At 53.4% G+C, this 25,558-nt stretch carries 21 protein-coding genes; 12 read left to right on the top strand and 9 right to left on the bottom strand.

Annotated elements, in window-relative coordinates; all coding sequences use genetic code 11:
• Nucleotides 1–35: 35 nt before the first annotated feature.
• The gene (recQ, locus tag OH144_RS20620; RefSeq protein WP_266204137.1) at nt 36–2,216 is read right to left on the bottom strand and encodes a DNA helicase RecQ; all 2,181 of its coding nucleotides are present in this window, start codon (nt 2,214–2,216) and stop codon (nt 36–38) included.
• 66 nt (nt 2,217–2,282) lie between these two features.
• On the opposite strand from recQ, the gene OH144_RS20615 reads away from it, so the two are divergent.
• Entirely contained in the window at nt 2,283–3,254 is a 972-nt protein-coding gene (locus OH144_RS20615; protein ID WP_266204136.1) for a KpsF/GutQ family sugar-phosphate isomerase, read from the top strand.
• 2 nt (nt 3,255–3,256) lie between these two features.
• Nucleotides 3,257–4,333 carry a mannose-1-phosphate guanylyltransferase gene (locus OH144_RS20610; RefSeq protein WP_266204135.1) on the top strand — a complete coding sequence of 359 codons (1,077 nt, stop codon included), beginning with the start codon at nt 3,257–3,259 and terminating at the stop codon, nt 4,331–4,333.
• Nucleotides 4,334–4,474: 141 nt separating this feature from the next.
• On the opposite strand, the gene rlmB is transcribed toward OH144_RS20610, so the two are convergent.
• The 4 genes from rlmB to OH144_RS20590 form a co-directional block, all read right to left on the bottom strand.
• Nucleotides 4,475–5,317, bottom strand: a complete 843-nt coding sequence (gene rlmB / locus OH144_RS20605; protein WP_266204134.1) for a 23S rRNA (guanosine(2251)-2'-O)-methyltransferase RlmB — start codon at nt 5,315–5,317, stop codon at nt 4,475–4,477.
• Nucleotides 5,290–6,420: a GWxTD domain-containing protein gene (locus OH144_RS20600; RefSeq protein WP_266204133.1), complete on the bottom strand. Its 1,131-nt coding sequence runs from the start codon at nt 6,418–6,420 to the stop codon at nt 5,290–5,292. The genes rlmB and OH144_RS20600 overlap by 28 nt, the downstream gene beginning before the upstream one ends.
• Nucleotides 6,421–6,624: 204 nt before the next feature.
• Nucleotides 6,625–9,576, bottom strand: coding sequence for a glycosyltransferase family 117 protein (locus OH144_RS20595; protein ID WP_266204132.1), 2,952 nt, complete (start codon nt 9,574–9,576; stop codon nt 6,625–6,627).
• A 128-nt stretch (nt 9,577–9,704) separates the two neighbouring features.
• Nucleotides 9,705–10,274 (bottom strand): T9SS type A sorting domain-containing protein, encoded by a 570-nt coding sequence (locus OH144_RS20590; RefSeq protein WP_266204131.1) that lies wholly within the window; start codon nt 10,272–10,274, stop codon nt 9,705–9,707.
• A gap of 522 nt (nt 10,275–10,796) precedes the next feature.
• Between OH144_RS20590 and OH144_RS20585 the strand changes: the two genes are divergently transcribed.
• Nucleotides 10,797–12,323 carry a T9SS type A sorting domain-containing protein gene (locus OH144_RS20585; protein ID WP_266204130.1) on the top strand — a complete coding sequence of 509 codons (1,527 nt, stop codon included), beginning with the start codon at nt 10,797–10,799 and terminating at the stop codon, nt 12,321–12,323.
• 96 nt (nt 12,324–12,419) lie between these two features.
• Here OH144_RS20585 and OH144_RS20580 read toward each other — a convergent pair whose 3' ends face one another.
• Nucleotides 12,420–13,169, bottom strand: coding sequence for a biotin--[acetyl-CoA-carboxylase] ligase (locus tag OH144_RS20580; RefSeq protein WP_266204129.1), 750 nt, complete (start codon nt 13,167–13,169; stop codon nt 12,420–12,422).
• Between the two features lie 51 nt (nt 13,170–13,220).
• Between OH144_RS20580 and rsfS the strand changes: the two genes are divergently transcribed.
• The 5 genes from rsfS (at nt 13,221) to OH144_RS20555 (ending at nt 18,030) form a co-directional block, all read left to right on the top strand.
• Nucleotides 13,221–13,595 (top strand): ribosome silencing factor, encoded by a 375-nt coding sequence (gene rsfS, locus OH144_RS20575; protein WP_266204128.1) that lies wholly within the window; start codon nt 13,221–13,223, stop codon nt 13,593–13,595.
• A gap of 72 nt (nt 13,596–13,667) precedes the next feature.
• Nucleotides 13,668–15,791 (top strand): ATP-dependent zinc metalloprotease FtsH, encoded by a 2,124-nt coding sequence (gene ftsH, locus OH144_RS20570; RefSeq protein ID WP_266204127.1) that lies wholly within the window; start codon nt 13,668–13,670, stop codon nt 15,789–15,791.
• Between the two features lie 11 nt (nt 15,792–15,802).
• A complete protein-coding gene (locus tag OH144_RS20565) occupies nt 15,803–16,456 on the top strand; it encodes a LutC/YkgG family protein (RefSeq protein ID WP_266204126.1) in 654 nt (217 codons plus the stop codon).
• On the top strand, nt 16,440–17,210 hold the full coding sequence (locus OH144_RS20560; protein WP_266204125.1) for a UDP-2,3-diacylglucosamine diphosphatase: 771 nt from the start codon (nt 16,440–16,442) through the stop codon (nt 17,208–17,210). Before OH144_RS20565 ends, OH144_RS20560 begins: the two co-directional genes overlap by 17 nt.
• Nucleotides 17,200–18,030, top strand: a complete 831-nt coding sequence (locus OH144_RS20555) for a hypothetical protein (protein ID WP_266204124.1) — start codon at nt 17,200–17,202, stop codon at nt 18,028–18,030. The genes OH144_RS20560 and OH144_RS20555 overlap by 11 nt, the downstream gene beginning before the upstream one ends.
• A gap of 1 nt (nt 18,031) precedes the next feature.
• On the opposite strand, the gene OH144_RS20550 is transcribed toward OH144_RS20555, so the two are convergent.
• Complete coding sequence (locus OH144_RS20550) at nt 18,032–18,361, bottom strand: multidrug efflux SMR transporter (protein WP_323134754.1); 330 nt, start codon at nt 18,359–18,361, stop codon at nt 18,032–18,034.
• 83 nt (nt 18,362–18,444) lie between these two features.
• Nucleotides 18,445–19,317 carry a GNAT family N-acetyltransferase gene (locus OH144_RS20545; RefSeq protein WP_266204123.1) on the bottom strand — a complete coding sequence of 291 codons (873 nt, stop codon included), beginning with the start codon at nt 19,315–19,317 and terminating at the stop codon, nt 18,445–18,447.
• A 232-nt stretch (nt 19,318–19,549) separates the two neighbouring features.
• Here OH144_RS20545 and OH144_RS20540 point away from each other — a divergent pair, with 232 nt between their 5' ends.
• On the top strand, nt 19,550–20,449 hold the full coding sequence (locus OH144_RS20540; RefSeq protein ID WP_266204122.1) for a glycosyltransferase family 2 protein: 900 nt from the start codon (nt 19,550–19,552) through the stop codon (nt 20,447–20,449).
• Between the two features lie 50 nt (nt 20,450–20,499).
• Nucleotides 20,500–21,750 carry a glycosyltransferase gene (locus OH144_RS20535; protein WP_266204121.1) on the top strand — a complete coding sequence of 417 codons (1,251 nt, stop codon included), beginning with the start codon at nt 20,500–20,502 and terminating at the stop codon, nt 21,748–21,750.
• Here the strand turns inward: OH144_RS20535 and OH144_RS20530 are convergent.
• The gene (locus OH144_RS20530) at nt 21,737–23,164 is read right to left on the bottom strand and encodes a lipopolysaccharide biosynthesis protein (protein WP_266204120.1); all 1,428 of its coding nucleotides are present in this window, start codon (nt 23,162–23,164) and stop codon (nt 21,737–21,739) included. The genes OH144_RS20535 and OH144_RS20530 overlap by 14 nt on opposite strands.
• Nucleotides 23,165–23,492: 328 nt before the next feature.
• Here OH144_RS20530 and OH144_RS20525 point away from each other — a divergent pair, with 328 nt between their 5' ends.
• Together OH144_RS20525 and OH144_RS20520 are read left to right on the top strand one after the other, a co-directional pair.
• Entirely contained in the window at nt 23,493–24,908 is a 1,416-nt protein-coding gene (locus OH144_RS20525; RefSeq protein WP_323134753.1) for a PSP1 domain-containing protein, read from the top strand.
• Nucleotides 24,901–25,383: a gliding motility lipoprotein GldH gene (locus OH144_RS20520; protein ID WP_266204119.1), complete on the top strand. Its 483-nt coding sequence runs from the start codon at nt 24,901–24,903 to the stop codon at nt 25,381–25,383. The genes OH144_RS20525 and OH144_RS20520 overlap by 8 nt, the downstream gene beginning before the upstream one ends.
• The last annotated feature ends 175 nt before the right edge of the window (nt 25,384–25,558 follow it).

Below are 25,558 nucleotides of genomic sequence, written 5' to 3'. Positions count from 1 at the left end.
TCGCTATACTTGCATCAATTTATACCTGTATCTACCTAGTTGGCGTACTCCGACAGGAACTTGATGCGCATCAGCCGCAGGTCTTCCTCGGTGTAGTCGTCGGTTCCGAGTTCCTTCACGGCCACGGCAATGTTGTCGGTGCTCGCGTTCATAAAGTAGTCGTACACCTCCTCCTGGCGCTCATCGTCCAGTATGTTGTTGATGTAGTAGTTCAGGTTCAGCTTGGTACCCGAGTAGCAGATGTGCTCTATTTCCTCGATCAGCTCCGGCATCGTCAGGTCCTTCGCTGCGGCGATCTCCTCCAGGTCCACCTTCTTATCTATCTGCTGGATAATGTAGATCTTGATCTTAGACTTGTTCACCGTTGTCTTCACCACCACATCGGAGGCAGTCACGATGTCATTCTCATCCACATACTTGGTGATCATGTCCAGGAACGGCTTGCCGAACTTCTGCACCTTGCCCATGCCCACGCCGGCAATATGCGCCAGTTCGTCGCGGGTGGTCGGGTATACGGTGGCCATCTCTTTCAGCGATGGGTCCTGGAACAGCACGTAGGGCGGCAGGCCCTTTTCCTTGGCCAGCTTCTTGCGCAGGTTCTTGAGCATATCGAAGAGTACCTCGTCGTGGCCGGCTGATGCCTGCGCTTCCTCCTTCTCCTCGTCCTCCTTCACTTCCTGGTCGTAGTTGTGGTCTTTGGTCAGCTGTATAAGCTGCGGATTCTGGATATATGCCTCGCCTTTCTGCGTCAGCTTTACCACCCCAAAGCTGTCAATATCCTTCTCCAGGTACTCCGACAGCAGGATCTGGCGCAGCACGGAGCTCCAGAACTGTGCGTCCTGCTCCTTTCCGGCGGCAAACACCTCCAGTTTATCGTGGTCGTAGCTGGTCACGTACTGGTTGCGCAGGCCCGTGAGCACATGTGTGATATGTTCGATGCTGAAGCGCTGTCCGGTCTGCTGCACGGCTTTCAGAGCCAGCTGCACCTCTTCCTGCGCCTCAAAGCGCTCTTTCGGATGCAGGCAGTTGTCGCAAAAGCCACAGTCTTTCTCAAAGGTCTCCCCGAAGTAGTGCAGCAGCTGCTTGCGGCGGCACACGGCCGAGTCGGCGTAGGCAGCCATCTCCTGCAGCAGCAGCTTGGAGTTGTCGCGCTCAGTAACGGGCTTGTCTTTGTTGAACTTCTCCAGCTTCACGATATCGTCGTAGCTGTAGAACATGATGCAGTTGCCTTCCAGGCCGTCGCGGCCGGCACGGCCTGTCTCCTGGTAGTAGCCTTCGATGGATTTGGGCGTGTCGTAGTGGATCACAAAGCGCACGTCCGGCTTATCGATGCCCATACCGAAGGCAATGGTGGCCACGATCACGTCCGCTTCCTCGTTCAGGAAGGCGTCCTGGTTGGCCATACGGATGCTGGCGTCGAGGCCGGCATGGTAAGGCAGCGCCTTCACATCGTTTACGCGCAGCAGCTCTGCAATCTCCTCTACCTTCTTGCGGCTCAGGCAGTACACAATACCGCTCTTGCCCTTGTGCTTCTTCACGTACTGGATCAGCTGCTTTTTGGTGTTATGCTTCGGGCGCACCTCATAGTACAGGTTGGTACGGTTAAACGAGGATTTAAACACCGAGGCCTCGTCCATCTGCAGGTTTCGCTGGATGTCGAGTTGTACTTTAGGCGTGGCTGTGGCCGTGAGGGCGATGATCGGCAGGTTGCCGATCTGGTCGATGATGCCCCGGATGCGGCGGTACTCCGGACGGAAGTCGTGGCCCCACTCCGAGATACAGTGTGCTTCGTCTATGGCAACAAAAGAGATATTGGAGGCCCGCAGAAACTCCACCGTCTCCTCTTTCGTTAGCGACTCCGGCGCCACATACAGCAGTTTCACCTCCCCGGCCAGCGTCTCCTTCTTTACCCTGTTCGTTTCTGCTTTAGAAAGCGTGGAGTTCAGGAAGTGAGCGTTCACCCCAAAGGCGTTCAGCTGGTCCACCTGGTTTTTCATCAGGGCGATCAGCGGCGAGATAACGATGGCGGTGCCCGGCAAAGAAAGGGCAGGCAGCTGGTAACACAGCGACTTGCCGGCGCCCGTAGGCATAATCACAAAGGTATTCTTCCCGTTGATAATGTTGTTTATTATCAGCTCCTGATTCCCCCTGAATTGATTATACCCAAAAACTTCTTTTAATTTGTTCTTGAGATTGACCTCTTGTTGAATAGACATGTAATCTTGCAAAAATTTAATCTTGTTGCAACGCACTCCAAAGGGGTGCCCTAACACAAATTTAACTTGAATCTCCCTAATAATATAGCTCTTACCGCAAAAAAAGTATTAACCGCCGAGGCCGAGGCAATCGCCAGACTGGCAGAATTTATCGACGAAAGTTTTGAGGATTGCGTCAAAGCCATTTTGCAGATCAGGGGCCGGGTGGTGGTCACTGGCATCGGTAAAAGTGCTAATATAGCCCAAAAAATCGTAGCAACCCTAAACTCCACCGGCACACCTGCCTTGTTTATGCACGCCGCCGACGCAATCCATGGCGACCTGGGCATGATCCAGCCGGAGGATTTCGTGATTTGCATCTCCAAAAGCGGCAACACCCCTGAAATCAAGGTACTTGTACCGCTGTTAAAGCGCAAAGGTTCCAGGCTGGCAGCTCTTGTTAGCAGCACGGATTCTTATCTGGCCCAGAGCGCCGATTTTATACTTAACGCCAATGTGGAGCGCGAGGCTTGCCCGCACAACCTGGCCCCTACCACCAGCACCACCGCGGCGCTTGCCTTGGGCGACGCACTGGCCGTAAGCCTGCTGGAGGCGCGCGGTTTCAGCAGCTCCGACTTTGCCACCCTGCACCCGGGCGGCTCGCTGGGGAAGCGACTTTACCTGAAGGTGGAAGATATTTATACCCAAAATGAGTCGCCCCGCGTAAAGGAGAACGCAACACTCCGGGAGATTATTATTGAGATTTCGTCTAAGCGCCTGGGAGCCACGGCAGTCGTTAAAAACGGCTCTGACGAGCTAGTGGGCATCATTACCGACGGTGACCTGCGCCGCATGCTGAACAAGTATGAAAAGGTGGAAGGCATCACCGCCACGGATATCATGACGCCGTCGCCGCTTACCATTGAACCGGAAAGCTATGCTGCTGAGGCCATGGCCATTATGCAGGCGAAAAGTATAACGCAACTCATTGTCACAAAATCAGGTAAATTCGAGGGCTTTATTCACCTCCACGACTTACTTAAAGAAGGACTCGTATAAACATGGACAACAACACCTACGTGGTGATCATGGCTGGCGGCATCGGAAGCCGTTTCTGGCCTTTCAGCCGCACCAACTACCCGAAACAGTTTCACGATGTGCTGGGAACCGGCCAAAGTATGCTGCAGACCACGGCACAGCGCTTCGCCAACGTCTGCCCACCGGAAAACCTCTTTGTAGTCACCAACAAGGATTACGCGGCACTGGTAAAGGAGCAGCTGCCCGAGCTGTCTGACAACCAGATCCTACTGGAACCGGTAGGCCGCAACACCGCCCCTTGCATCGCCTACGCTTCCTATAAGATCGCGCAACTGAACCCAAACGCCAACCTGGTGGTAACGCCCGCCGACCACGTGGTACTCAAGCAGGAGGTGTTTACCGAAGTGGTAAAGGAGGCTCTGAAGGCTGCCGCCAAGGATGATGTACTGATTACGCTGGGCATTACCCCAAGCCGCCCCGATACCGGCTTCGGCTATATCCAGTACATCGACGACGAGAACTCAAGGATCAAAAAGGTGAAGACCTTCACGGAGAAGCCAAACCTGGAGCTGGCCCAGATGTTTTTGGACAGCGGTGACTTTGTATGGAACTCAGGTATTTTTATCTGGAACGTGCAGAGCATCCTTAGGGCCTTCCACCAGTACCTGCCGGAGGTTTCGGAGGTGTTTGAGGAAGGCGTAAACACCTATAACTCACCGGAGGAGCAAAACTTTATCACCAGAGCCTACTCGCAGTGCCGCAACGTGTCGATAGACTACGGCATCATGGAGAAGGTAGACAATGTGTATGTGTTGCTGGCCGATATGGGCTGGTCTGACCTGGGCACCTGGAACTCACTCTACACCATAAACGAGAAGGACGAAAACGGCAACGTGATCGATGGCGACGTGATGCTGTATGACACCAGAGACTGTATTGTGAAAACGCCTAAGAACCGCTTAGTAGTGCTGCAGGGCCTGGAGGATTTCATCGTGGCCGAGTATGATAACGTGCTGATGATCTGCCGCAAGGATGAGGAACAGAAGGTGAAAGAGTTTGTAGCCGACGCCAAATCCAAAAAAGGCGCTGACTACATCTAATCTAGGCAAAGGAGCTTTTGACAAAAAGGAAAAAGGAAGCGGGTATCGTACCCTGCTTCCTTTTTTTATGATCCTGGCTGAGTTGAAGGTTTATACGTTGCCGTCTTTTGTCCTTCGTCACAGCACCCTTTGTCTAAATAATTACATTGGCTCCAGCTTGCTGAGGCTGGAGTAGCCGCTGTCTTTCAGGCGCTGACGCATGGCCTCGTAAAGTATGATGCCTGTCGCCACCGATACGTTCAGCGAGCCGATCTGCCCCATGAGCGGGATGCGCAGCCTTACGTCGGCGCGCTTGAGGTACTCCGGGGAGATACCGTCTTCCTCGCTGCCCATCAGGATGGCCGTAGGGCCCACCATGTCCACGGCGAAGTCGGTTAGCTGGTGCTCGGTTTTCTCGGTGCAGGCCACGATCTGGAAACCATAATCCTTCAGGTAATCCATCGTGTCCTTCAGGTTGGGCTCGCGGCACACCGGCACCAGGTTCAGGGCGCCGGCAGATGTTTTCATGGCGTCGGCGTTTATCTGGGCACCGCCACGGCTCGGGATCACGATGGCATCCACGCCCATACACTCGGCATTCCGGGCTATCGAGCCAAAGTTACGCACATCGGTTACGCGGTCCAGTATAAGCAGCAACGGGTTTTTGCCCTGCTCAAAAAGTGCGGTTACGATCTCAGACAGCGGCTGGTAGGAGATCGGTGAGATCAGAGCCACAGCGCCCTGGTGGTTCTTGCGCGTCAGGTTGTTGAGCTTCTCTATGGGTACTGTCACCACCGGCACCTCGCGGCCTTTTGCCAGCTTCACAATCTCGTCGGTGGTGGGGTTACGGGCACCGCGCTGCAGGAAAATCTTCTCCAGCTCCTTTCCGGCCGATAGCGCCTCCAGTATGGGGCGCGAGCCGAAAATCATCTCGCTTTTGTCTTCTTTCGGGGTTCGAGGCCCACCATAGCGGTTGCCTACAAATTTGTCTTTCCTGCTCTCCATTTTGCAACAGAGCTGTACCAGCTGTCTTCGTACTCACGGCGCCGTATCAGCTCATAATAGTTTTCGGTAAAGTTATTCTCTTTTTTGGTAAAAACGAACTTGATGTAAGGCGAGGTGTCCGACTCGCGGTAGATCCAGGTGATGTTAGGGCCTACCTGGCTCACGCTGCTGGGGCGCCCGTAGATAATGTAGATCATGCCCCTGTCGGTGGCCCAGCCGGCCTTGTGCGCCGTGTAGAGCTTGTTGGCCATCTCCACGCGCTTGTAGTAGGCCCGGATCAGCTCCCGCGCCGTGCTTTCGTTACCGCCTACCTCCAGCCAGAACGCATCCACGGCAGCCTTGGGGTCAGGAGCTTTAAATAGCGCCTCTCGCTCCTGCGAGGTAGTCAGGTAGATGAGCGGCGGAATGAGTTCCTCAGCCTTGGTTACGAGCGGATACTTGCCCGGCAGCACCAGTATCCCCCGGGCAAACGCAGACTCGGGGTTAAACAAGTATAAGCCCTCCCGCTCAAAGCTAAGCGTATCGGAGGCTAGAAGGGTATCGGATTCGGCAACGGCTATGGTGCGCGGCACGGCGGGTTTACTCATGCTCATGGGAGGAGCGGCGGGCATAAAGTCCAGCTCAAAGCGGTTTACAAGCATGGCGCTGTCGGAGGGGCTGTAAGAGCGCACCAGTAACTTATCGGAAGTGGTGATGTAATTCTGGTAGATCGGCTTGCCTGTGCCTGCGTGGGTGAGCAGGTAGCCTTTCTGCATCATCGCGCTGTTAAGCGGCACCCTGAACTCGGCACCCATGCGCTCCTGCCCCGACAGCACCTGCCATACCTGTAGGTGCAGCACATTCGGCTCCTGCACCACCCGCCCCGGCAGCGAAAGCTTCACGTGCAACTGCCCCTCCACATCGGTTATCTTTCTGTCCGGCAGGTTTACCGAGTCCTCCAGCAGCACTCGGTCCCGTTCCGAAAGCCCGGTCCTGACCGCATACTCATACGAGGAGGCGGCCTGCAGTATGTCCAGCACCTGACGCACATCCTCGAACTTCATCAGCAGGTGCAGGCTATCGTTGCTGGCGTAGTAGGCGTGCTGCATGCTAACCTCGGGCATAGCCTGCTGCCTCACCTGGGCAGGCCCCGGACTGCTGTAACTACTGTAGCTGGCCCGGCCTCCGCAGCCGCACAGCATGCACAGCATAAACAAACACAAGTACCTCATCTTAAAGGGGGTATAGGTATGATTTATCCTTAAGTATAAAACCCGGACTGCACATGGGCAACCCGGGTTTTTGTACTGCGAAAAACATTATTTTGTTTAGCGGCGCATGCGCTGCAGGTACTGCCTGAACTGTTGCTCCAACTGCTGGGCCCTGTCGTCGAGGCCGAGCTGCTGGGCCGAACCTACCAGTTGCTGCAAAATCACCATGTTCACCTGTATCTCCTGGTCGAACAGGGAGCCTTTGGCAAAGTAATAGTCCAGTGCCTTCTGTGAGCCCTGTGCCATGTGGTCCAGCAGTTCGGTGGCCTTCTCCTTTTCACCGAGCGCCGCATAGATTGGAATAAACTGCGGCGTGTAGTAGTCGTACGGCACGGTCTCCAGCGGCAGCACCTCGAAGCTGCGTTCCACTACTTCCCTGGCGCGGACATCGTTGCCGTCCTCCAGGTAAGCGGCTGCCAGGGTGGCAAACTTATCCCTTGCATTCGCCGAGAAGCGGTAGTAGTTATCGTCGTAGAAGATGTCCTCGCGGTCAAAGTTGCGGAAAGAGAACTTCTTCATCAGGTTCTCATACATCACCTCCTTGTTCACGTTTCCGGCGCCATTCTCGCCGGCCCTCACAGGCACGATGCGGTAAGCCAAGCCCTCGAGTTGGAAGTAGTCCGACAAACCAATGAAGTCGGCGCTGTTCACCGTGGTGGAGAAGTAGATCGGGCGTTCCCAATTGTTGGTGGCCAGCAGGTCGAGCATGACCAGGTGCTTCTTCTCCAGCAGCGATTTGGTGATCGACCATTGCATGCGGTCCACGATCTCATCCTCGCGGTCGGCGGACACGATGTTCATCCCGTCCACTTTCTCCTTATCGATGTTGAGGAAGTAGTTGCGCGTTGGCATGGTAAGCAGCGTGGTGCCGGAGCCAAACTGCGCCTGCAGCGCCGGGTGGTTCTGCTTCACCAGGTTGATGTATTGCTTCAGGTCGATGCCGGCGGCCACCTGCGGACGCTCCACGTACGGCAGGTAGTCGTTGGTGCCCTGGCGGTAGTTCTCTATCTCCAGCGTCAGTGGCCATGGGTCAGATAGGTACGCTTGGTCCATCATTTGGTCGATGTACCAATCGGTGTTGAGGTAGCTGAGCACGGCCACGCGCACGTCGGTACGGTAGCCCTCCACTTCCTGCACATACCACAGCGGGAAGGTGTCGTTGTCGCCATTCGTGAAAAGTATGGCGTTCGGGGCGCAGGAGTCGAGCAGGTTCTTGGCCGAGTCCACGGAGTGGTAGCGGTCGGAGCGGTCGTGATCGTCCCAGCCCTCAGCGGCCATAATGCCCGGCACCAGCAGGCCGATGGCGGTAGCCACCCCGGCACGGGCGGTCGTGCTCTTCAGCGCCCTGCCCAGCAGGTCCGCCAGCCCCAGCACCCCCAGGCCGATCCAGATACTGAAGGCATAGTAAGAGCCGGCGAAGGTGTAGTCCCGCTCACGAGGCTCCGTTGGCGGCTGGTTCAGGTACAGGGCGATGGCCATACCCGTAAAGAAGAAGAGCAGGCCAATGATAAAGGCATCCTTCTCATCCTTGCGCACATGGTAGATCAGGCCCAGTATACCGATCAGCAGCGGCAGCAGGTAGAACATGTTGCGGGCCTCGCTCTCCAGCACCCGCTCCGGGGCGTTCGGGTCAGCTTTGCCGAACCACAGCACGCCGGCATTCTGCACGTCGCTCTCGCGGCCCACGAAGTTCCACAGGAAGTAGCGCCAGTACATAAAGCCCAGTTGGTAGTTCAGCATGAAGCTCATGTTCTGCCCAAAGGTCGGTGTCTGGCCCTCGCGCAGGTCCACCCATTTCTTGTAGGCATCAATATGCTGTGGCTGGTCGCTGTAAATACGCGGCAGCAGCACCTTGTCTTTGGAGTCGTACACCGGCTCCACTTTGTTTCCGGTGTTGATGTACTTATCCTTGCCCTTTACGTAGCGGGGCGCACCTTCCTCCTGGCCTATTGGCTGGGCATTGTACTGCGGGCCATATAGCAACGGGCGGTCACCGTACTGCTCCCGCTTCAGGTAGGACACGAACGTCATGATATCGTCTGGGTCGTTCTCATCGATCGTTGGCTCGTAAGATGACCGGATCGGGATCATCATGTAGGAGGAGTAGCCAATGAGCACGAAAGCCAGGCTCAGCAGGGCCGTGTTCAGGATACGGTTGTTATGCCTGATGGAGTAGCGGATGCCGAACACCAGCGCCCCCACAAACAGCACCAGGAAGAAGATGATGCCAGAGCTGAAGGGCAGACCGAAATCATTCACGAAAAGCACCTCGAACCAGCCGGCGACCGACGGAAGACCTGGGATAACACCCCAAAGTATAACCCCCACGATGACGGCACTGATGGCAAAGGCAATCACGCCACCCCAGAAAGTCGGCTTGTAGAGTCGGAAGTAATAGATAAAGGCCAGCGCCGGGATGGTTACCAGGTTCAGCAGGTGGGCGCCGATGGAAAGGCCTACCAGGTAGGCGATTAGGATAAGCCACTTGTCCGAGTGCGCCTCCCCTACCTTCTCTTCCCAGCGCAGCATCGCCCAGAAAACAATGGCCGTGAAGAACGACGACATGGCGTACACCTCTGCCTCCACCGCCGAGAACCAGGCCGAGTCAGAGAAAGTATAGGCCAGCGCCCCCACGGCACCACTGCCCATGATCAGCCACGTATTGCCTTTGGTTGGCGCGGCCCCCTCTTTCAGGAGCACTTTGCGGGCAAGTATGGTGATGGTCCAGAACAGAAAGAGGGCGGTAAACGAGCTGGCCAGCGCCGAGAGCAGGTTGACCCACCAGGCCACCTGCGTCACGTCGGAGGCGAACATGGAGAACAGCCTGCCCATTAAAAGGTAAAAAGGAGCCCCCGGAGGGTGCGGCACCAACAGTTTGTAAGAGCAGGCGATAAACTCGCCGGCATCCCAGAAGCTGGCAGTTGGCTCCAGTGTTAGCACATAAACGGCTGTCGCGATCAAAAACACGACCCAGCCTACGAGGTTATTTGCCTTCCGATAATCCGTCATAGCGTTAGTAGATTCAGCCCCGAAAATAATAAATTTAAGTAAAGCAGCCGGCTATTTTTAGAAGTTTATAATGAAAAAGCCGGCACAAGGGCCGGCTTTCTATCAGGTTGGCTCCAATGGGGAGCCTGTTATTTCTGAAGCACAAGACGCTTGGTCTCCACTGTTTTGCCGTTTACCAGCAAACTGTAGAAGTATACGCCCGATGGCAGGCTCGTCAGGTCCAGGTCCACCTTGGCTCTCTCGGCCGGGGCAACCTCCTGCACCGCCAGCACCTTTCCGATGGTGTTGGAGATCCTGATCTTATAGTTGTCGTTACCCGGCAGGTTCAGGGCCAACCTTGTAAAACCACGCGACGGGTTCGGATAGGCGTTGATAGAAGGCAGCGAGGCCTTTACGTCATTACCCGGGGCAAAGGCGGCCAGCGTAATGTTGGCGTACATGCTCTTGCTCTGCTTCTTCTCCACCACGTGGAACACCTGGCTTACCGCCGATGCATAGATCTTGGAGCAGGTATGATCTTCCTTAGGCACGAAGGCTGGCCTGGCATTGTTCGCCGACACAGAAAGCTGCGAGGATTTTTCCGGCATCAGCTTCCAGAGCTTATTTCCTCCGTTATAGGTTGGGGTCACGCCGGCGAAGCTCACCAGGTGGGCACTTATAAGCGAGGTCACTAATATCAATCTTGTAAAAATTCTCATACGTTGGCGTCTTGATGTTATAGTATATAGCACTACACTTTCGACTTTCAAACCAAAGATAGCTTAAAAAGCCAAATCTGTAAATTAAATTTTTAAAATATTTGTGAATGAAGCCGGTACGTTTCGGCACACCTTCTTCTTCAGCATCCCTTCAAAAATTGTTCCTCTTTTAAAGACCTGCACCCGCGTTTGCACCACGGATACGCACTTCCTACTTCCCAGGCACACCACGTCCAGAATCAAACCCTCACAACAATAGCATTATTCAGCAAGACACCTTACCAATAACCCACCTCACACCCTCTGTATGTATCGCAGCTAAGTCCAAAATCAGGCAACATAACTTCATGTTCTATAGCTTCAGCAAAGCTTTACAAGAAGCTAAAACAGGCACATCTCTGTAATTTACACAAACACTTACTTCATAATATCCAAAATTACAGTGCAACTACATTTATATTAAGCCGTTAATACAATATAGCACACAATTGCATTTTTTTATTACCCCAAATAACGCACATCATGAAAAAATATATACTTTTATTTGTCCTCACGTTAATTGCTTCCATCCACTGGGCTCAAGCCCAACGCCCCGAGCCGACTGGCGGCTGTATACAGAGGTTTGAATGCTATACCTTTGAGTACCTTGGCGCCACGCAGCCAGAAGAAGGCCTGGTGCAGGTGCAGTTTGGCCTGCAGGTGAACTGCGATGAACTGGCCTACATTGCCTTTGAGCTGCCGGAAGGGTCTGAAGCGGCAGGGCCAGCCAGCATTTACCACGAGGAAGCGCCTAAATACCGGGTAAGGAACGGCAAAACAAGCGAGCAGGGGCCTAACGAGGTAAATACCCCATTTAACGCTATCCAATTTAACGCCAAGCAAACCTACTCCCTGACCGGCGGCGCAGTCGACACTTTTACCTTCAACTTAACGAATGCTGACTTTGAGGCGCTTTCCACCATGCGCGTTCGCGCTACCCTACGAGGAGACACAGACGGTAACAGAAACGAGATCACGCAGAGCCAGCAGGTCGTGTTTGACCTGAATGCCTGCAGCCCGGTTACCCGCCCAGATGCTTGCGTAGTGGAGCGTGACAATGCCAATTTTGCCTTTACTGGCGCAGTAGATAATGGCGATGGCACAACAACCGTGAACCTGATGGTTCAGAACCTGACGGAGGAGAACGTTAACAGCATCACCATTGAAACGACGGATACGCCGGCCCCCATCAGCGTGGCCGGCATGACGAACGGCGGAGTGTACAAAGGCATGAATTACCAATACCAGGTAACAGTGGATCAGGAAGCTAACCTGATCACCTTTGAGGCACAGAACACGAACGGCTATGCCGGCGGAGCCACCGACGTTTTCGCTATTCTGGTTCCGAACGACCTCTATGAATTGGAGCCATACTTCCAGATAACGATGACGGCTGGTGATACTTTCGAAAGCGCTGGCCTGAACACGATCAGCTGTGAGGATGAGCCCATTACGCCACTACCAGTAGAACTGCTGTCTTTTGAAGGCAAAACCACCCGGAGCGGTATTGCGCTGGAGTGGGCCACGGCATCGGAAGACGAGAACGAGAAATTTGAGGTGGAACGGAGCCAGAATGGCAAAAGCTTTGAGAAGATTGCGGAAGTAGCAGGTGCCGGCAACTCGGTTACGATCTTAAAGTATAGCTACACCGACAAGACAGCCGCCCCAGGCACGAACTACTACCGCTTACGACAGGTAGACTTTGACGGGCAGTATGAGTACAGCAAAGTAATAGCCGTAAACAGCAGCGCTGCCTCTGCCAACACCGGCTTACAGGTATACCCTAACCCTGCCACCACTAACTATGTACATGTGGCTTTGAGCAGCAACAGCAACGCCCAGCTAACGATCACGGACAGGAACGGCCGCACCATGTACACGCAGGAAGTGGCGCCGGGCCACCAGGAGATACAATTAAGTATAGCCGAGCTCAATATCCCGAAAGGTTTATACTATGTGCACATGCAGGACGAGAACGAACGACAGGTGCAGAAGCTAATTGTACAGTAATCGGGGCGATGTAACGCAGTATGAATAAGGCCGTGCGGGAAACCCTCCCGCACGGCCTTATTCATACTTTATACTTTTATAGCAGGAAGGATCGGCTTACACCACGTGCGCTATCTCCTTGAAGTCAAAGTATCTTAGCTCCCGTTCAATCTCCACCGCCAGGCGCCCGTCCTCGCCCACGCCCTGTATCTGGCCCTGCACCTGTTGGCTGCCGATCTTAAACGGGTGCACCTCCTGGTAGCGGTAGAGGCCTTGCAGGTACTCATACTTCAGGCGGGCGGCATGGCCGCTGCGCAGCTGCAGGTAGCGTTTTTCCAGCAACTCCAGCAGGCGCATCGTCACTTTCTCCAGGTTAAAAGCATGGCCGCATACGTTAGCCATGGAGGTAGCCGTTGGAGAAGCAAAGCTTGTCTGGTTCACATTTAAACCAATCCCGACGATACTGTGTTGTAGTGTCTGGCTATTTATCGTATTTTCTATCAGAATCCCGCCAAGTTTCTTACCTTCAAAGAATAAATCGTTGGGCCACTTTACCTGGGCCTGCGGCAGGCCCAGTTCGCGCAGCAGGTCGAGCACGCCCAGCGATACGGCCATGTTGAGGTAAAACTGCTGCCGCACCGCCACAAACGTGGGCGACAGGATCACAGAGAGGGTGATGTTCTGGCCCGGCTCCGCCTCCCAGCTATTGCCCCGCTGCCCGCGCCCCTGCGTTTGCCGGTGCGTAATGACGGTACAGCCCTCTGTGGCTTCATTTTTGATAAGAAGCTGCTGGGCCTCTGAGTTAGTGGAGGCGCAAGCTGCGATAAAAAACAGCTGCTGACCCATAAACAGCGTATTAGGCAACATATAATTAGAGGAGAATTTAATACTTTTGTACATCAAATTTAAAGAGCGCAAATGAAAGAAACCAAGGTTGAGGCTACTTCCGACATATTGGCAGAGCTTGTAGTGAAAGGCATGCAGGAGAGAAAGGCTTCCGATATAGTGGTGATGAACCTTAAATCACTTAAAAACGCTGTATCAGATTACTTCGTAATAGCATCCGCAAGCTCCGACACGCAACTCGACGCCATTGCTACCTCTATTGAGGAGGAAGTGTATAAGGCAACTGCCCAGAACCCGTGGCAGACCGAAGGCCGCATCAACAAAGAGTGGGTGCTGCTGGATTATGTGGATGTAGTAGCACACGTTTTCCTGAAAGACAAGCGTGAGTTCTATGCGCTGGAGGAGCTTTGGGGCGACGCCAGGATAGAGCACGTGGAGTCTGTGTAACAACCCGGGCACGGCCTGAAAAACTTTTAGAGCCGGCCCCTGTTTCCCATACAATCGATATTTAAACTATCAATGGCAGAAAAAAATAATAAAGGCAACAACAAGAAGAAAAAGCCGATCATACCAAACACCCCACCGCGCCCTACCATGCAGCTGTGGATGCTGGCTGTGCTGATCCTGCTTATCTTCGGACTGACCTACCTAAACAAGAGCAACTCCTCTGTAGAGACCACGCAGCAGGACTTTGAGGAGATGCTGCTCAGCGGGGATGTCGACAGACTGACCCTCGTGAATGGCAAAACCGTGGAAGTATACCTTGAGAAAGAGGCGCTTCAGAACGATAAATATAAAGCCGAGCTCAACGACCGTGGTATGCTTACCATGGACCAGGGCCCACACTATCACTTCCAGGTGATCTCGGCAGAGTCTTTCAAAGAAGACCTGGATAAACTGCAGGCAGATGTGGCACGCGAGCAAAAAGTACCGCTTACACCGGAAACGCGCACAGGCTTTGCCGACTTTTTCTTCCAGTGGGGCTTCCTAATACTGCTGCTGTTTGGTTTCTGGTTCCTGATGCGCCGCGTCACATCGGGCGGCACGGGTGGCCAGATCTTCAACATCGGCAAGTCCAAAGCAGCCCTTTTCGACGCTGAGAACAAGGTGAAGATCACGTTCAAGGATGTGGCCGGCCTGGAGGAAGCAAAAGAAGAGGTGCAGGAGATCGTGGAATTCCTGAAGAACCCGTCTAAGTTTACCGTACTGGGAGGCAAGATACCAAAAGGCGCTTTGCTGGTAGGCCCTCCGGGAACCGGTAAAACGTTACTTGCCAAGGCCGTGGCCGGCGAGGCGGATGTTCCTTTCTTCTCCCTATCAGGCTCTGACTTTGTGGAGATGTTCGTGGGGGTGGGTGCTGCCCGTGTGCGCGACCTGTTTAAGCAGGCAAAAGCGAAGGCCCCTTGTATCATCTTTATCGACGAGATTGACGCCATTGGCCGCCACCGTAGCCGTGGTGCCACGCCAGGCGGAAATGACGAGCGTGAGAACACCCTGAACTCCCTGCTGGTGGAGATGGATGGTTTCGCCACCGACTCCGGCGTGATCATACTTGCCGCCACCAACCGCCCCGACACCCTAGACTCTGCCCTGCTGCGCCCTGGCCGTTTCGACCGCCAGATCAGCATCGACAAGCCAGACATCAACGGGCGTACCGAGATATTTAACGTGCACCTTGGCCCGCTTACACTGGCGCCGGATGTGGACGCGAAGAAACTGGCTGCCCAGACACCAGGCTTTGCCGGTGCCGAGATCGCTAACGTATGTAACGAGGCGGCCCTGATCGCTGCCCGCCGCAACAAAAAAGCGGTAGACCAGCAGGACTTTAATGATGCCGTAGACCGCGTGATTGGTGGTCTGGAGAAGAAGAATAAGATCATCTCTCCGGAGGAGAAAAAGATTGTGGCCTACCACGAGGCTGGTCATGCTATTGCCGGCTGGTTCCTGGAGCACGCCGACCCGTTGGTGAAGGTGAGCATCGTGCCGCGTGGTGTCGCCGCGCTGGGCTATGCGCAGTACCTACCAAAAGAGCAGTTCCTGTACACCACCGAGCAGTTGATTGACGAGATGTGCATGGCCCTGGGTGGTCGCGCCGCCGAGGAGCTCGTGTTCGGCAAGATCTCCACCGGCGCCCTGAGCGACCTGGAGCGTATCACCAAAATGGCCTACAGCATCGTGACCATGTATGGCATGAACGATAAGATCGGCAACGTTTCGTTCTACGACTCCAAGCAGTCTGAAATGTCGTTCAACAAGCCCTACTCGGAAGCTACCGCCGAGACGATAGACCAGGAGGTGCGCAAGATCATCGACGCCGCCTACCAGCGCACCAAGCAACTGCTAACATCTAAGGCGCCCGAGCTGGAAGTGGTGGCGCAGGAGCTTCTGGAGAAAGAGATCCTGTTCCAGAGCGACCTGGAGCGCCTGGTTGGCCCTCGCCCGTTTGAGGCCCTGACCACCTACCAGGCCCACACCGCCGGAACCGACCGCAGCCAGACCAAGAGCGAGGTGGAGCAGCAGCACCCGGTGGAACTTGGCCAGACAGAGCACCCCGAGCAAGAGGAAGGCTCCGTACCCGGCACGCCGCTGGATAACGGCAACACCCCTGCTGAGCGGGATAACATAAATTCGAGAACAGCTTGATCTAACCAGGCATGTACGAAGCAAAATCAAAGGAAATTGTATTAAGAAGGGTAAGAGAGGCGCTGGCTAAGTCGGCGCCTTTTCTGCCTCCTACCCCCGACTTCGCCTCCCCGCTGCACCCGCCCGTGCCGCTGGAGGATATGTCGGTGGTGTTTGCGGAGAACTTCATCAAAAATGCAGGCGTGTTTGTGTACTGTGAGCACGAGGAAGATTTCTTCGACCAGCTATACGTGTACAAGAAGGAGCAGAACCTGCAGCACCTGTGCATTTGGGAGCCCAATCTGCAAAGTGTTATTCACCAGGCAGGCATCGACTTCACAGCCGATGAGGAAGGGTTTTTGCAAAGTACAGAAGCCGGCCTGACCACCTGCGAGGCACTGATCACCCGCACCGGGAGCATCCTGGTGAGCTCTGCCAACGCCGGGGGCCGCCGCCTGAGCGTATACCCGGCCACGCACCTGGTCGTGGCCAAGGCCAGCCAACTGGTGCCCGATATAAAGGATGGCCTGCAGCGCGTGCGCGACAAGTATAAAGAGAACTTCCCCTCGATGGTGTCGCTGGTGAGCGGCCCGAGCCGCACCGCCGACATTGAGAAAACCCTTGTGATGGGCGCCCATGGCCCCAAGCAATTAGTCTTATTCCTGATTGATGACCTTCCGCATTAACGAGCTGGCGCCAGGCAAAAAAGTATACTTCGCTTCCGACTTCCATTTGGGTGTGCCCGATGCCAAAAGCAGCCTGGTCCGTGAGAAGAAGATTGTGCGGTGGCTGGAGATGGTTCAGCAGGATGCGGCCGCCATCCTTTTGCTGGGCGATATCTTTGATTTCTGGTTTGAGTATAAACATGCCATTCCCAAGGGCTATATCCGCCTGCAGGGTAAACTGGCCGAGCTGACTGATGCCGGCCTGCCCGTGCTTTTTTTCACGGGGAACCACGACATGTGGATGTTTGATTACTTTCCCAGGGAACTCAACATCCCCATCATCCGTGAGCCAATCTCTACCAACATCGGCGGCAAATCCTTCTACATTGGCCACGGCGACGGCTTGGGTCCCGGCGACCATACTTATAAAGTGCTGAAAAAGGTGTTTGACAACAAGATGTGCCAGTGGCTCTTTGCCCGCATCCACCCCAACACCGGAATCGGCATCGCCAATGCCTGGTCCAGAAGGAGCCGCATCAGTAATGTGGAGAAGGACGAGAAGTTTTTTGGGGAGCGGGAGTGGCTGGTGCAGTATAGCCAGGAAGTGGAGCAGCGGCAGCACCATGACTATTATGTGTTCGGCCACCGCCATCTACCCCTGGAAATGCCCATCGGGGAGAACGCGCAGTATGTGAACCTCGGAGAATGGGTCAATTTTTGCACGTACGGTGTTTATGATGGCGACAAACTGGAATTGAAGACCTTTGAAGGCTAACCGATCCATACTTATACTTTGGCTGGTGCTGCTGGCACCGCTGCTGGCGCTGGCACAGGACACGCTGCAGGCGCCCGTACTTACCTATAGCCATAGTCTAAGCACCGGTTCTGCCACCACCATCTCCCAGGACCGCAACGGGAATATATACCTGCTGGACGAACGCCTGAACCTGCTGCGCCTCAACCCGGCAGGCAAGCCCATGGACACCTACTCCCCTCCTTCCCGCGGCCGCATCAGCAGCATACACGCCTGGAATCCGATGAAGATCGTGTTGTTTTACGAGGGCAGCCAGGAAATCACCTTACTAGACCGGTTTCTGCGCCCCATCAGCACCTCCGGCCTGCTGGACCTGCCATACGAGGGCACCGCCAAAGTAGCAGCCCCGGCCGGCGACCTGGGTTACTGGCTTTTCGACGAGACCAGTCTGACGCTGAGTAAACTGAGCTCTGCCATGCGGCAGATAACCGTGGAAACGCCCCTAAATCTGTTGCTTAACCGTGAGGCGTTTGACGTGCGCCAGCTGCGTGAGTACCAGAACCAGGTATACCTGCTCGATTTTAACAGTGGTATCCTGGTGTTCGACAACCTGGGCAATTATAAAAATCAATTGCCCTACACCGGTCTGCACCACATCGGCTTCAGAAATAACGAGTTATACTTTGTAAGGGAGGGCAAGCTATACTTCCATGACCTCTATACTCGGCACGAACGCGTGCTGGAGCTGCCGCTACAGAAGGCATATGTTTCTGCGCTGGTGGGTGATAAGCACCTCTACCTCTTCACAAAAGATACGCTGGAAGTATACCTGATAGAGTAGCCTACTTTGCCCCAGAGAACACCTTCAGCCCTACTACGCCCCCTACGATCATCAGGATGCAGAAAATGCGGATAAGATCGCGGGGCTCATTTAGAAAGAGGATACCAAGTATGGCGGTGCCGGCAGCGCCGATTCCCGTCCAGATGGCGTAGGCGGTGCCCAGCGGCAGCGTTTTCATGGCCTGCGCGAGCAGCACAAAGCTCAGGATCATCACGATAACGGTTACCACACTTACGCCAAGCTTGGTGAACCCCTCGCTATACTTCAGGCCAAAGGCCCAGCCAATCTCACAGATGCCTGCCAGGATCAGGTAAAACCATGCCATGTTCATACGTCAGTCATTTTTATAGTTCAGGCTGCAAAGGTACGTATTTAACCAGCCGCAGCACAACGCCACCCTTTCCCTGTCTATACTTACACGATCGGCATCAGCATCTCATACTGCTTAAGCAAAAGCCTGAAATGGCGCCCTTTCATAAAAGAGAGTATACTTTGGGCAGCATCCTCTATGTTGATGAACATGACTGCCGGAGCCTCCACTTGCTTTACTGCCTCGCGCAGCAGCGTTGTGCCGATCCCTTTGCCGCGCCAGCCTTCGGCTACCCCCAGTTGGGCCACGGCCCCGTTTTTCCGGAAGAAAGAGATATACCCCACCACCTCCTGTTGCATGTTACGAGCCTCCAGGGTGTGTGCTTGCCGCTTGCTCCGCTTAATCGCATTTATGTCGTTCTGCCAGGTTGGCCCCACCTCCCAGAAACTACTATACGTTCCCCAGTCGGGCAGCGTAACCCCCGAAATAGTCACCTGCTCTGGTGACTCTCCCTCCAGCAGCAGCTCCTGTTTAGTGGCCCGGAAACAGCTGAGCGAACGGGTAAGCTCAAAGCCAATCTTCTTATAAGCCCTGACGGCAGGCATGTTCCCTTGGATTACCTCCAACACACACTGCTCCACACCACTCTCGCGCAGCTTTGGCAGCAGGAAAGCATACATTTGCTGCGTCAGGCTATGCCCCCTGTACATGGGCACCACCCCGGTACCCGCATTGTAGGCGGCTGACTTGCCCTGCCACTCCCCCAGCCCGGTAAGTATAAACCCCACCATCTCCGCGCCCACATAGGCGCCCACGCTGAAGCCAGGCACGATCCCTTCCCGCTCCACTTTATCCTTCAGCTGCTCCTCCGAGAGTTGCACCGGCACCACATAGTCGGCAAATGCCTCCAGGAAAGTGTTGCGCAGCTGCGGCAGGTCTTTGGCGGTTAGGAAGGAGAAGCGGAAATTTGGCATCATAAATCGTTCTGGTTAAGGTATACATCTACGGTAAAACTTTCGATATTACAATGCTGAATGAACATGCTGGCTCATAAATCAGGGTATAACCTTTAAATTCACACCGATCATCTTCTGCAAAGGGCTGTAGCCATAAATGGAAGTATATCGAGTTTTTTGTAGAAGCATACCTAAAGCATGCTCCTGTTGTTTTATCTTTATAAGTAAAGTTACTTAACCTGCCCAAAGTTGAATGATTGATGTCTCTATCATAATCTTAAACTACAATACTTTCCAGCTGACATGTGGATGTATTGAGTCTATATATGAAAAGACACAACATGTAACCTTTGAGATTATACTTGTAGACAATGCTTCATCTGAGTGCCCGGCAGAAGCATTCAAAGACAAGTTTTCTGAAATCGTACTTTTGAAGAGCTCTGTTAACCTTGGCTTCTCTAAAGGTGTAAACTTCGGTCTTAGAGAAGCAAAAGGCAAAGCGGTATTACTGCTAAACAGCGATACTAGGCTGATAAACAATGCGGTTTATCTGGCTTATAAAAGACTGTTTTCAGAGAATACATTAGCCGCTGTAAGTTGTAAAGTAGTAACAAGCAGAGGCGAGGTACAGTCCGTTGCGCAACGGTTCCCATCAATAAAGCTACTAGTAGCCGAGTTACTGCGCCTTTATCGCATCATGACTCCCGCAGCCAGGGAAAGTATATTTCTAGGCGACTACTTCAATCATGACAAGGAAGTTTATGCAGACTGGGTTTGGGCAACCTTCTTTATGATAAAAAAAAGCGTTATCAAAAAGCTACCTGGGCAGCAGCTAGACGATACGTTCTTTATGTATGAAGAAGATAAGCTTTGGTGCTACCAGTTTGCCGATTTGGAGTACAAGATACTCTATACCCCGGCTCCTGAAATTATACATTATGTTTCTGGGAGTACCAAAAGTCCGCAAGAGGTTACTTTGAGAAATAAGAGAATTATACAAAACGAATTTACTTGCTTATCTATGATGCGAAGCAAGCCCTACGCGAAATTATACTTTATACTCAAATCTCTGCAGTACAGGTTTTCTGGCTATACTAAAGGCTGGGAGCTCGCCTTACTCTATCAAAAAGTAGCTTTGGGAAGAGAAATATAAAAAGTTATTGCGCTACAGTTTAAACTCTCCCACCTCTCCCCCTGAAAATCATGAAGCTAAAAATTGCGTATTGCGTTGGCCATTTCCCTTACCAGTCTGAAACTTACTTGCTTAATCAGTTAAAAGAGCTGCTCGATGAAGGTCACGAGGTAACGATTTTTTCCTGGGGAAAAACTGATGTAATGCCTATGCATTCCTTACTCATGGAATATGACCTGCTTTCTAAAACTATTGAGCGGCCACACATTCCAAAAAACCTGCTCAAACGGGTGATAAAGGCAATTTATCTTCTTCTCCAACATCTACCTAACTGCTCTCCCTTACTTAGAACACTGAACTTCCCTAAGTACGGCAAGTATGCTGCTAACCTTCAGTTCTTCTACGATGCCGTGCCCTTCCTAGGGAAGGGGCGCTTTGACATAGTGCACTGCCAGTTCGGGCCGAATGGCATCAAGGCAGTAAACTTTCGGGAAGTCGGCTTGCTGCGGGGTAAGCTTATAACTTCTTTCCATGGATTTGATGTAAACGACAAAGATTTCCTCTCCTGGCCTACCCACTACTCCCGAAAGGGCCTATACAGGGACTTGATCCCTCAGTGCGATGCCTTCACTGTTAGCTCAGTTTTCACCAGAAAAACTGTTGAGACACTTGGAATCCCGTCAAATAAAATCACAGTCTTACCCGTTGGCCTGGACACTGATAAGTTCAGGAAGCAACGGTCTCCAAGCAATACTGCCAGCCCAACCGTTGTTACGGTTGCCCGACTGGTACCATTCAAAGGCTTAGAGTATAGCATAGCAGCCATTAAAGTACTCCAAAGTACATATCCTGATATTGCCTACCACATAGTGGGAGAAGGAGTACTGCGGGAACAACTCGAGGAACAGATAAGAGAGCTACAGCTACAAGGACATGTTTTTTTACATGGCGCTGCCACCCAGGAGCAGGTACTCGATTTCTATGATAGAGCACAGGTGTTTGTTTTGGCGGGCATAGTGGCAGAAGACGGCGAAGTAGAGACGCAGGGCTTAGCTGTACAGGAAGCGCAAAGTATGGAATTGCCGGTTGTGGTAAGCGACGCCGGTGGTTTACCAGAAGGTCTAATCGATGGCGTCTCCGGATTTGTTGTTCCTCAAGGGAATGTGCAGGCGATTGCTGCTAAACTTGATATATTGCTGCGCGACGCTGGACTCAGAGCCAAAATGGGACAGGCCGGCAGGGAATATGTAAAACAAAACTTCGATAACAAGGTACAGCATCGGAAGCTCATGCAGCTTTACAGAAAAGTTATGTCAGGCTGACGTGGTAGAACCTGCTTTTATACTTGGAGAATAGCAGGGCCGTAACAGCTAGAACGAAGATCGTAAGTGCCAGTTTCCATCCTACGCTCAACTCTACACCGTAGTAAGCCAGAACAGTAAACAACAAATGCACGGATAGCCACCGAAAAGGGTAGTAGCGTGCGCCACTACGCAGGGAGAACTCTTTAAGCCACAGGCCTGCGTAGCCCATATACATTAACGCAGCAAATGTGGTGAACGCAGCTGCCTTATAGCCGAAAACAGGAACAAATAGCAGGCTTAAGATGATATTGCCCACAACGGCCGCCACTGAGATCCGCCAAAGTTGGTTCGTTCTCTCCTGGTAGAGTAGCAGGTTATTAACCACTATGTAGAACGGTCTGAAATTGTACCCCATCAGCAAAAGCACAGCAATAGGATAGGCTACCTGGAGTTGCTGATTGCGTAATAGCAACTGAAAGATCTCCTTCATCCAGATGCTTCCTGTAAAGGTGGCGACTAGAAACACAGCCCCCAGCCCAAAAGTTAGATCCCTGGCAGCCAGCCGGTACCTTTCATTGTTTCGCGAGAGCATTTGCAGGTAAAAGGGGTTGGCTGCTTCCGACACGGCAACAGAAAGCTGATTAAAGTAAGAACCAAAAATAGCAGCCAGACTATACAGGCCTATCTGCGGCACAGGCACCTTCACCGCGCTGAGCACCAACCTGTCAGAGGTAATCAGCATGCTGGAGGCGAAATAGTGAGGCAGCACAGGTAACGAGACCTTTAAATATTCCCTCATCTGCTTCAGGTTAACCCTGAAAACAGGCCATAGCTTTAAGGAGTAGTAGGTGGTGTAGGCACTGAAGATAAAGGCCAGCGCCAGCCCAAAGAAGTTGCCGTAGAACCACCCCATATAACCTAACCTGAGGTAAGCTATCGCATAGATGTTTACCCCCACCGCTACCATGCCTGCCAGCACAGACCGCACAGCAAACCAAAGGGGCTTCTGCGCAAGCTGGTAATACAGATTTGACTGCACCTCTGCTGTGGTGAAAAGCATGGTAGGCACTGTAAACAGCAAAGCAATCTGTAAGCGGTCCTCGTCAGCCTCCTGGGGAATGGCAAAGTATAAAACAGCGAAAAAGATGAGCCCAAATAGCAGCGTCCATAGAGACAGCAGGCCTCCTACCTGCCGCCACACCCACTTATACCGGGTCGGGTGCTTCACGTAGGCGTTCACCATCACCACGCTCAGCCCCAGCGACTGCACAACGCCCAGCACTGTCACATAGGCGGTCACCACACCGGCCACGCCATAATCGGTCGTGGTGAGGAAGGGGGTGATGATGGGCAGGGCCAGCACACCGGCTATGCGCGGCATTTGCGCCGCCAGGCCATAGATTGCCGCATGAGACAGTAACTTCCGAAGCATCCCCTAAAATTATACTTTATTTCCCAGCGCATAGCTATGTGCGCCTTTTTTCGTAAATAGCTTAATTACCCCGCTTCCGGGGTGGCACCAATGGCGACGAAGCGTTGTTGCCATACTTGTACTTTTAGGAGGCACAAAAGTAAAAGCCTAAAAATTTAGTATATTTGTTGATAATTGATTTTGAAAACAAGAATTAGCCTAGCTATATAAAGGAGATACAATTGTGGGATGTAGTTCATGTTCAAGTGGCGGATGCGGCACTGACACCAAACCAGGTGGCTGCAAAAGCAACGGCGGGTGCAGCACAGGAGGCTGTAACCGTTTAAACGTGTTCGACTGGCTCAGCGACATGGAGATACCAACGTCGTTTGAGGAGTTTGACATTGTCGAGATACGATTTAAGGGGGGCCGAAAGGATTTCTTCCGAAACATAAACCGGTTAGATTTGACGACCGGCGACGCCGTGGTAGTGGATGTGCCGAACGGCCACCACATCGGTTTCGTGTCGCTGAAGGGGGAGCTCGTGCGCCTGCAGATGCTCAAGAAGAAAGTGGATAACAACGAGGAGATCCGCAGCATCTACCGCATTGCCACTGAGCGCGACATGGAGAAGTTTAACGAAGCCCGCGACCAGGAAGGCACCACCATGTACCGCAGCCGCGAGATTATTCAGCAGCTCGGGCTCAGGATGAAGCTCTCGGACGTGGAGTACCAGGCCGACAGAAGCAAGGCCACCTTTTACTACTCGGCCGATGACCGCGTGGACTTCCGCGACTTGATCAAGAAGCTGGCCGAGGAGTTCAAGATCCGCATCGAGATGCGCCAGATAAGCCTGCGCCACGAAGCCGGCCGCCTGGGTGGCATCGGGTCGTGTGGCCGCGAACTCTGCTGCTCTACCTGGCTCACCGACTTCAAGAGCGTTTCCACCACCGCGGCGCGTTACCAGAACCTGTCGCTGAACCCAAGCAAGCTGAGCGGCCAGTGCGGGCGCCTGAAATGCTGCCTCAACTATGAGCTGGAAACATACATGGATGCGCTGAAGGATATCCCGACCGTAAACCGGCCGCTGCAGACCCAGCAGGGTGATGCTATCCTTCAGAAAACCGACATCTTTAAGCGCATGATGTGGTTCGGCTACAAAGGCGACAACAACTGGTACCCGGTGCCGGTAGAGCGCGTGCAGGAGATACTGGAGCTGAACTCGAAAGGTGTCGCTGTAGATACGCTGCTGACCGAGCCTGAGGAGGAGCCAGTGCAGAACGAGTTTGTGGCACAGGTAGAGGGAAGCCTGGAGCGTCTTGACGACAAGTTCAAGAACAAAAAGAAGAAGAAAAAGAAGAAGAAAAAGCCAGGTGCTACCTCAGATCAACCGCAGCAGCCTGAAGGGGTAGCTACGGAGGCTTCTCAACAACCAAAGCGGGAAAGACCGGAGCGCCAGCAGGCACAGCCGCAGGATGGCGCAGCACAGCAGGAGCAGCGGCCACGCCGCCAGCGCCCGCCTCGTAACAAAAATAAGAACAGGGAGGGCCAGGAAGGTGTCGCGCCGCGCGAGAACCGCGAGCCGAGGGAACGACGTGAGCCAAGGGAGCACCGGGAAAGGCCGGAAACTTCCGGCAGTACTCCGGAGGCAGGTGCGCAGCCACAGGCTGATGGCGACCAGCAGCGTTCTAAGAAGCGCTCACGCAAGCCGTTCAGAGGCAAGAAACCAGACCAGGGTAACAAACCACCACGCACTGATGCATAAACTAGTAAGGATGTGGGCAGCGGCACTCGTGCTGCTGCTCTCCGCCTGCGACCCGGCACGGGTATATGAGCAGAACATAGACTTGCCCCAGGGTAATTGGCAGATCGACAATGCCCCTGTCTTTGAGTTTGAGGTAAAGGACACCACGCAGGTGTACGATGTCTACTTTAACGTGCGCTACAACCTGAAGTATGATTACTATAACCTGTACCTGCGCCACCAGCTAATCGGCCCCGACAGTGCAGAGATTTCAACCAAGTTGCACGAGGTGCTGCTGATGGACTCTAAGACAGGCAAGCCGCTGGGCAATGGCTCCAGCGACATCTATGACCTGCAGGCCCTCGCCCTCGACAACGTGAGGTTCGGTAAGCAGGGCACCTACAGGCTAAAGCTGACCCAGTACATGCGCCGCGACCCCCTGCCCAACATTCTGGCGGTGGGCGTGCGCGTAGCCACTGACGCAGACGATAAATAAGGAACACTTCTTCCAAAAGTATAAAATTGTCCCGGTGGCCAATGCATGGCAGCGCCGGGACATTTTTATTTTCCGCACAACAAGTATGATCTTACCTGGTCTGGCTGAAATACGTAAAAGTAGCGCAGGCAACCAATGGCTGCAGATAGTAGTATGCAGTTACACCTGCTATTAA

It is taken from the genome of Pontibacter kalidii (assembly GCF_026278245.1).
GTDB classification, from domain to species: domain Bacteria; phylum Bacteroidota; class Bacteroidia; order Cytophagales; family Hymenobacteraceae; genus Pontibacter; species Pontibacter kalidii.
The sequence above is the reverse complement of the archived record's forward strand: the minus strand, read 5'-3'. Positions and strand labels throughout refer to the sequence as shown.

Coding starts and splice junctions, on each gene's coding strand:
- recQ (WP_266204137.1), bottom strand. CDS start 2,216: ATGTCTATTCAACAAGAGGTCAATCTCAAGAACAAATTAAAAGAAGTT.
- OH144_RS20610 (WP_266204135.1), top strand. CDS start 3,257: ATGGACAACAACACCTACGTGGTGATCATGGCTGGCGGCATCGGAAGC.
- rlmB (WP_266204134.1), bottom strand. CDS start 5,317: ATGGAGAGCAGGAAAGACAAATTTGTAGGCAACCGCTATGGTGGGCCT.
- OH144_RS20600 (WP_266204133.1), bottom strand. CDS start 6,420: ATGCCCGAGGTTAGCATGCAGCACGCCTACTACGCCAGCAACGATAGC.
- OH144_RS20595 (WP_266204132.1), bottom strand. CDS start 9,576: ATGACGGATTATCGGAAGGCAAATAACCTCGTAGGCTGGGTCGTGTTT.
- OH144_RS20590 (WP_266204131.1), bottom strand. CDS start 10,274: ATGAGAATTTTTACAAGATTGATATTAGTGACCTCGCTTATAAGTGCC.
- OH144_RS20585 (WP_266204130.1), top strand. CDS start 10,797: ATGAAAAAATATATACTTTTATTTGTCCTCACGTTAATTGCTTCCATC.
- OH144_RS20580 (WP_266204129.1), bottom strand. CDS start 13,169: ATGTTGCCTAATACGCTGTTTATGGGTCAGCAGCTGTTTTTTATCGCA.
- rsfS (WP_266204128.1), top strand. CDS start 13,221: ATGAAAGAAACCAAGGTTGAGGCTACTTCCGACATATTGGCAGAGCTT.
- ftsH (WP_266204127.1), top strand. CDS start 13,668: ATGGCAGAAAAAAATAATAAAGGCAACAACAAGAAGAAAAAGCCGATC.
- OH144_RS20565 (WP_266204126.1), top strand. CDS start 15,803: ATGTACGAAGCAAAATCAAAGGAAATTGTATTAAGAAGGGTAAGAGAG.
- OH144_RS20560 (WP_266204125.1), top strand. CDS start 16,440: ATGACCTTCCGCATTAACGAGCTGGCGCCAGGCAAAAAAGTATACTTC.
- OH144_RS20550 (WP_323134754.1), bottom strand. CDS start 18,361: ATGAACATGGCATGGTTTTACCTGATCCTGGCAGGCATCTGTGAGATT.
- OH144_RS20545 (WP_266204123.1), bottom strand. CDS start 19,317: ATGATGCCAAATTTCCGCTTCTCCTTCCTAACCGCCAAAGACCTGCCG.
- OH144_RS20540 (WP_266204122.1), top strand. CDS start 19,550: ATGATTGATGTCTCTATCATAATCTTAAACTACAATACTTTCCAGCTG.
- OH144_RS20535 (WP_266204121.1), top strand. CDS start 20,500: ATGAAGCTAAAAATTGCGTATTGCGTTGGCCATTTCCCTTACCAGTCT.
- OH144_RS20530 (WP_266204120.1), bottom strand. CDS start 23,164: ATGCTTCGGAAGTTACTGTCTCATGCGGCAATCTATGGCCTGGCGGCG.
- OH144_RS20520 (WP_266204119.1), top strand. CDS start 24,901: ATGCATAAACTAGTAAGGATGTGGGCAGCGGCACTCGTGCTGCTGCTC.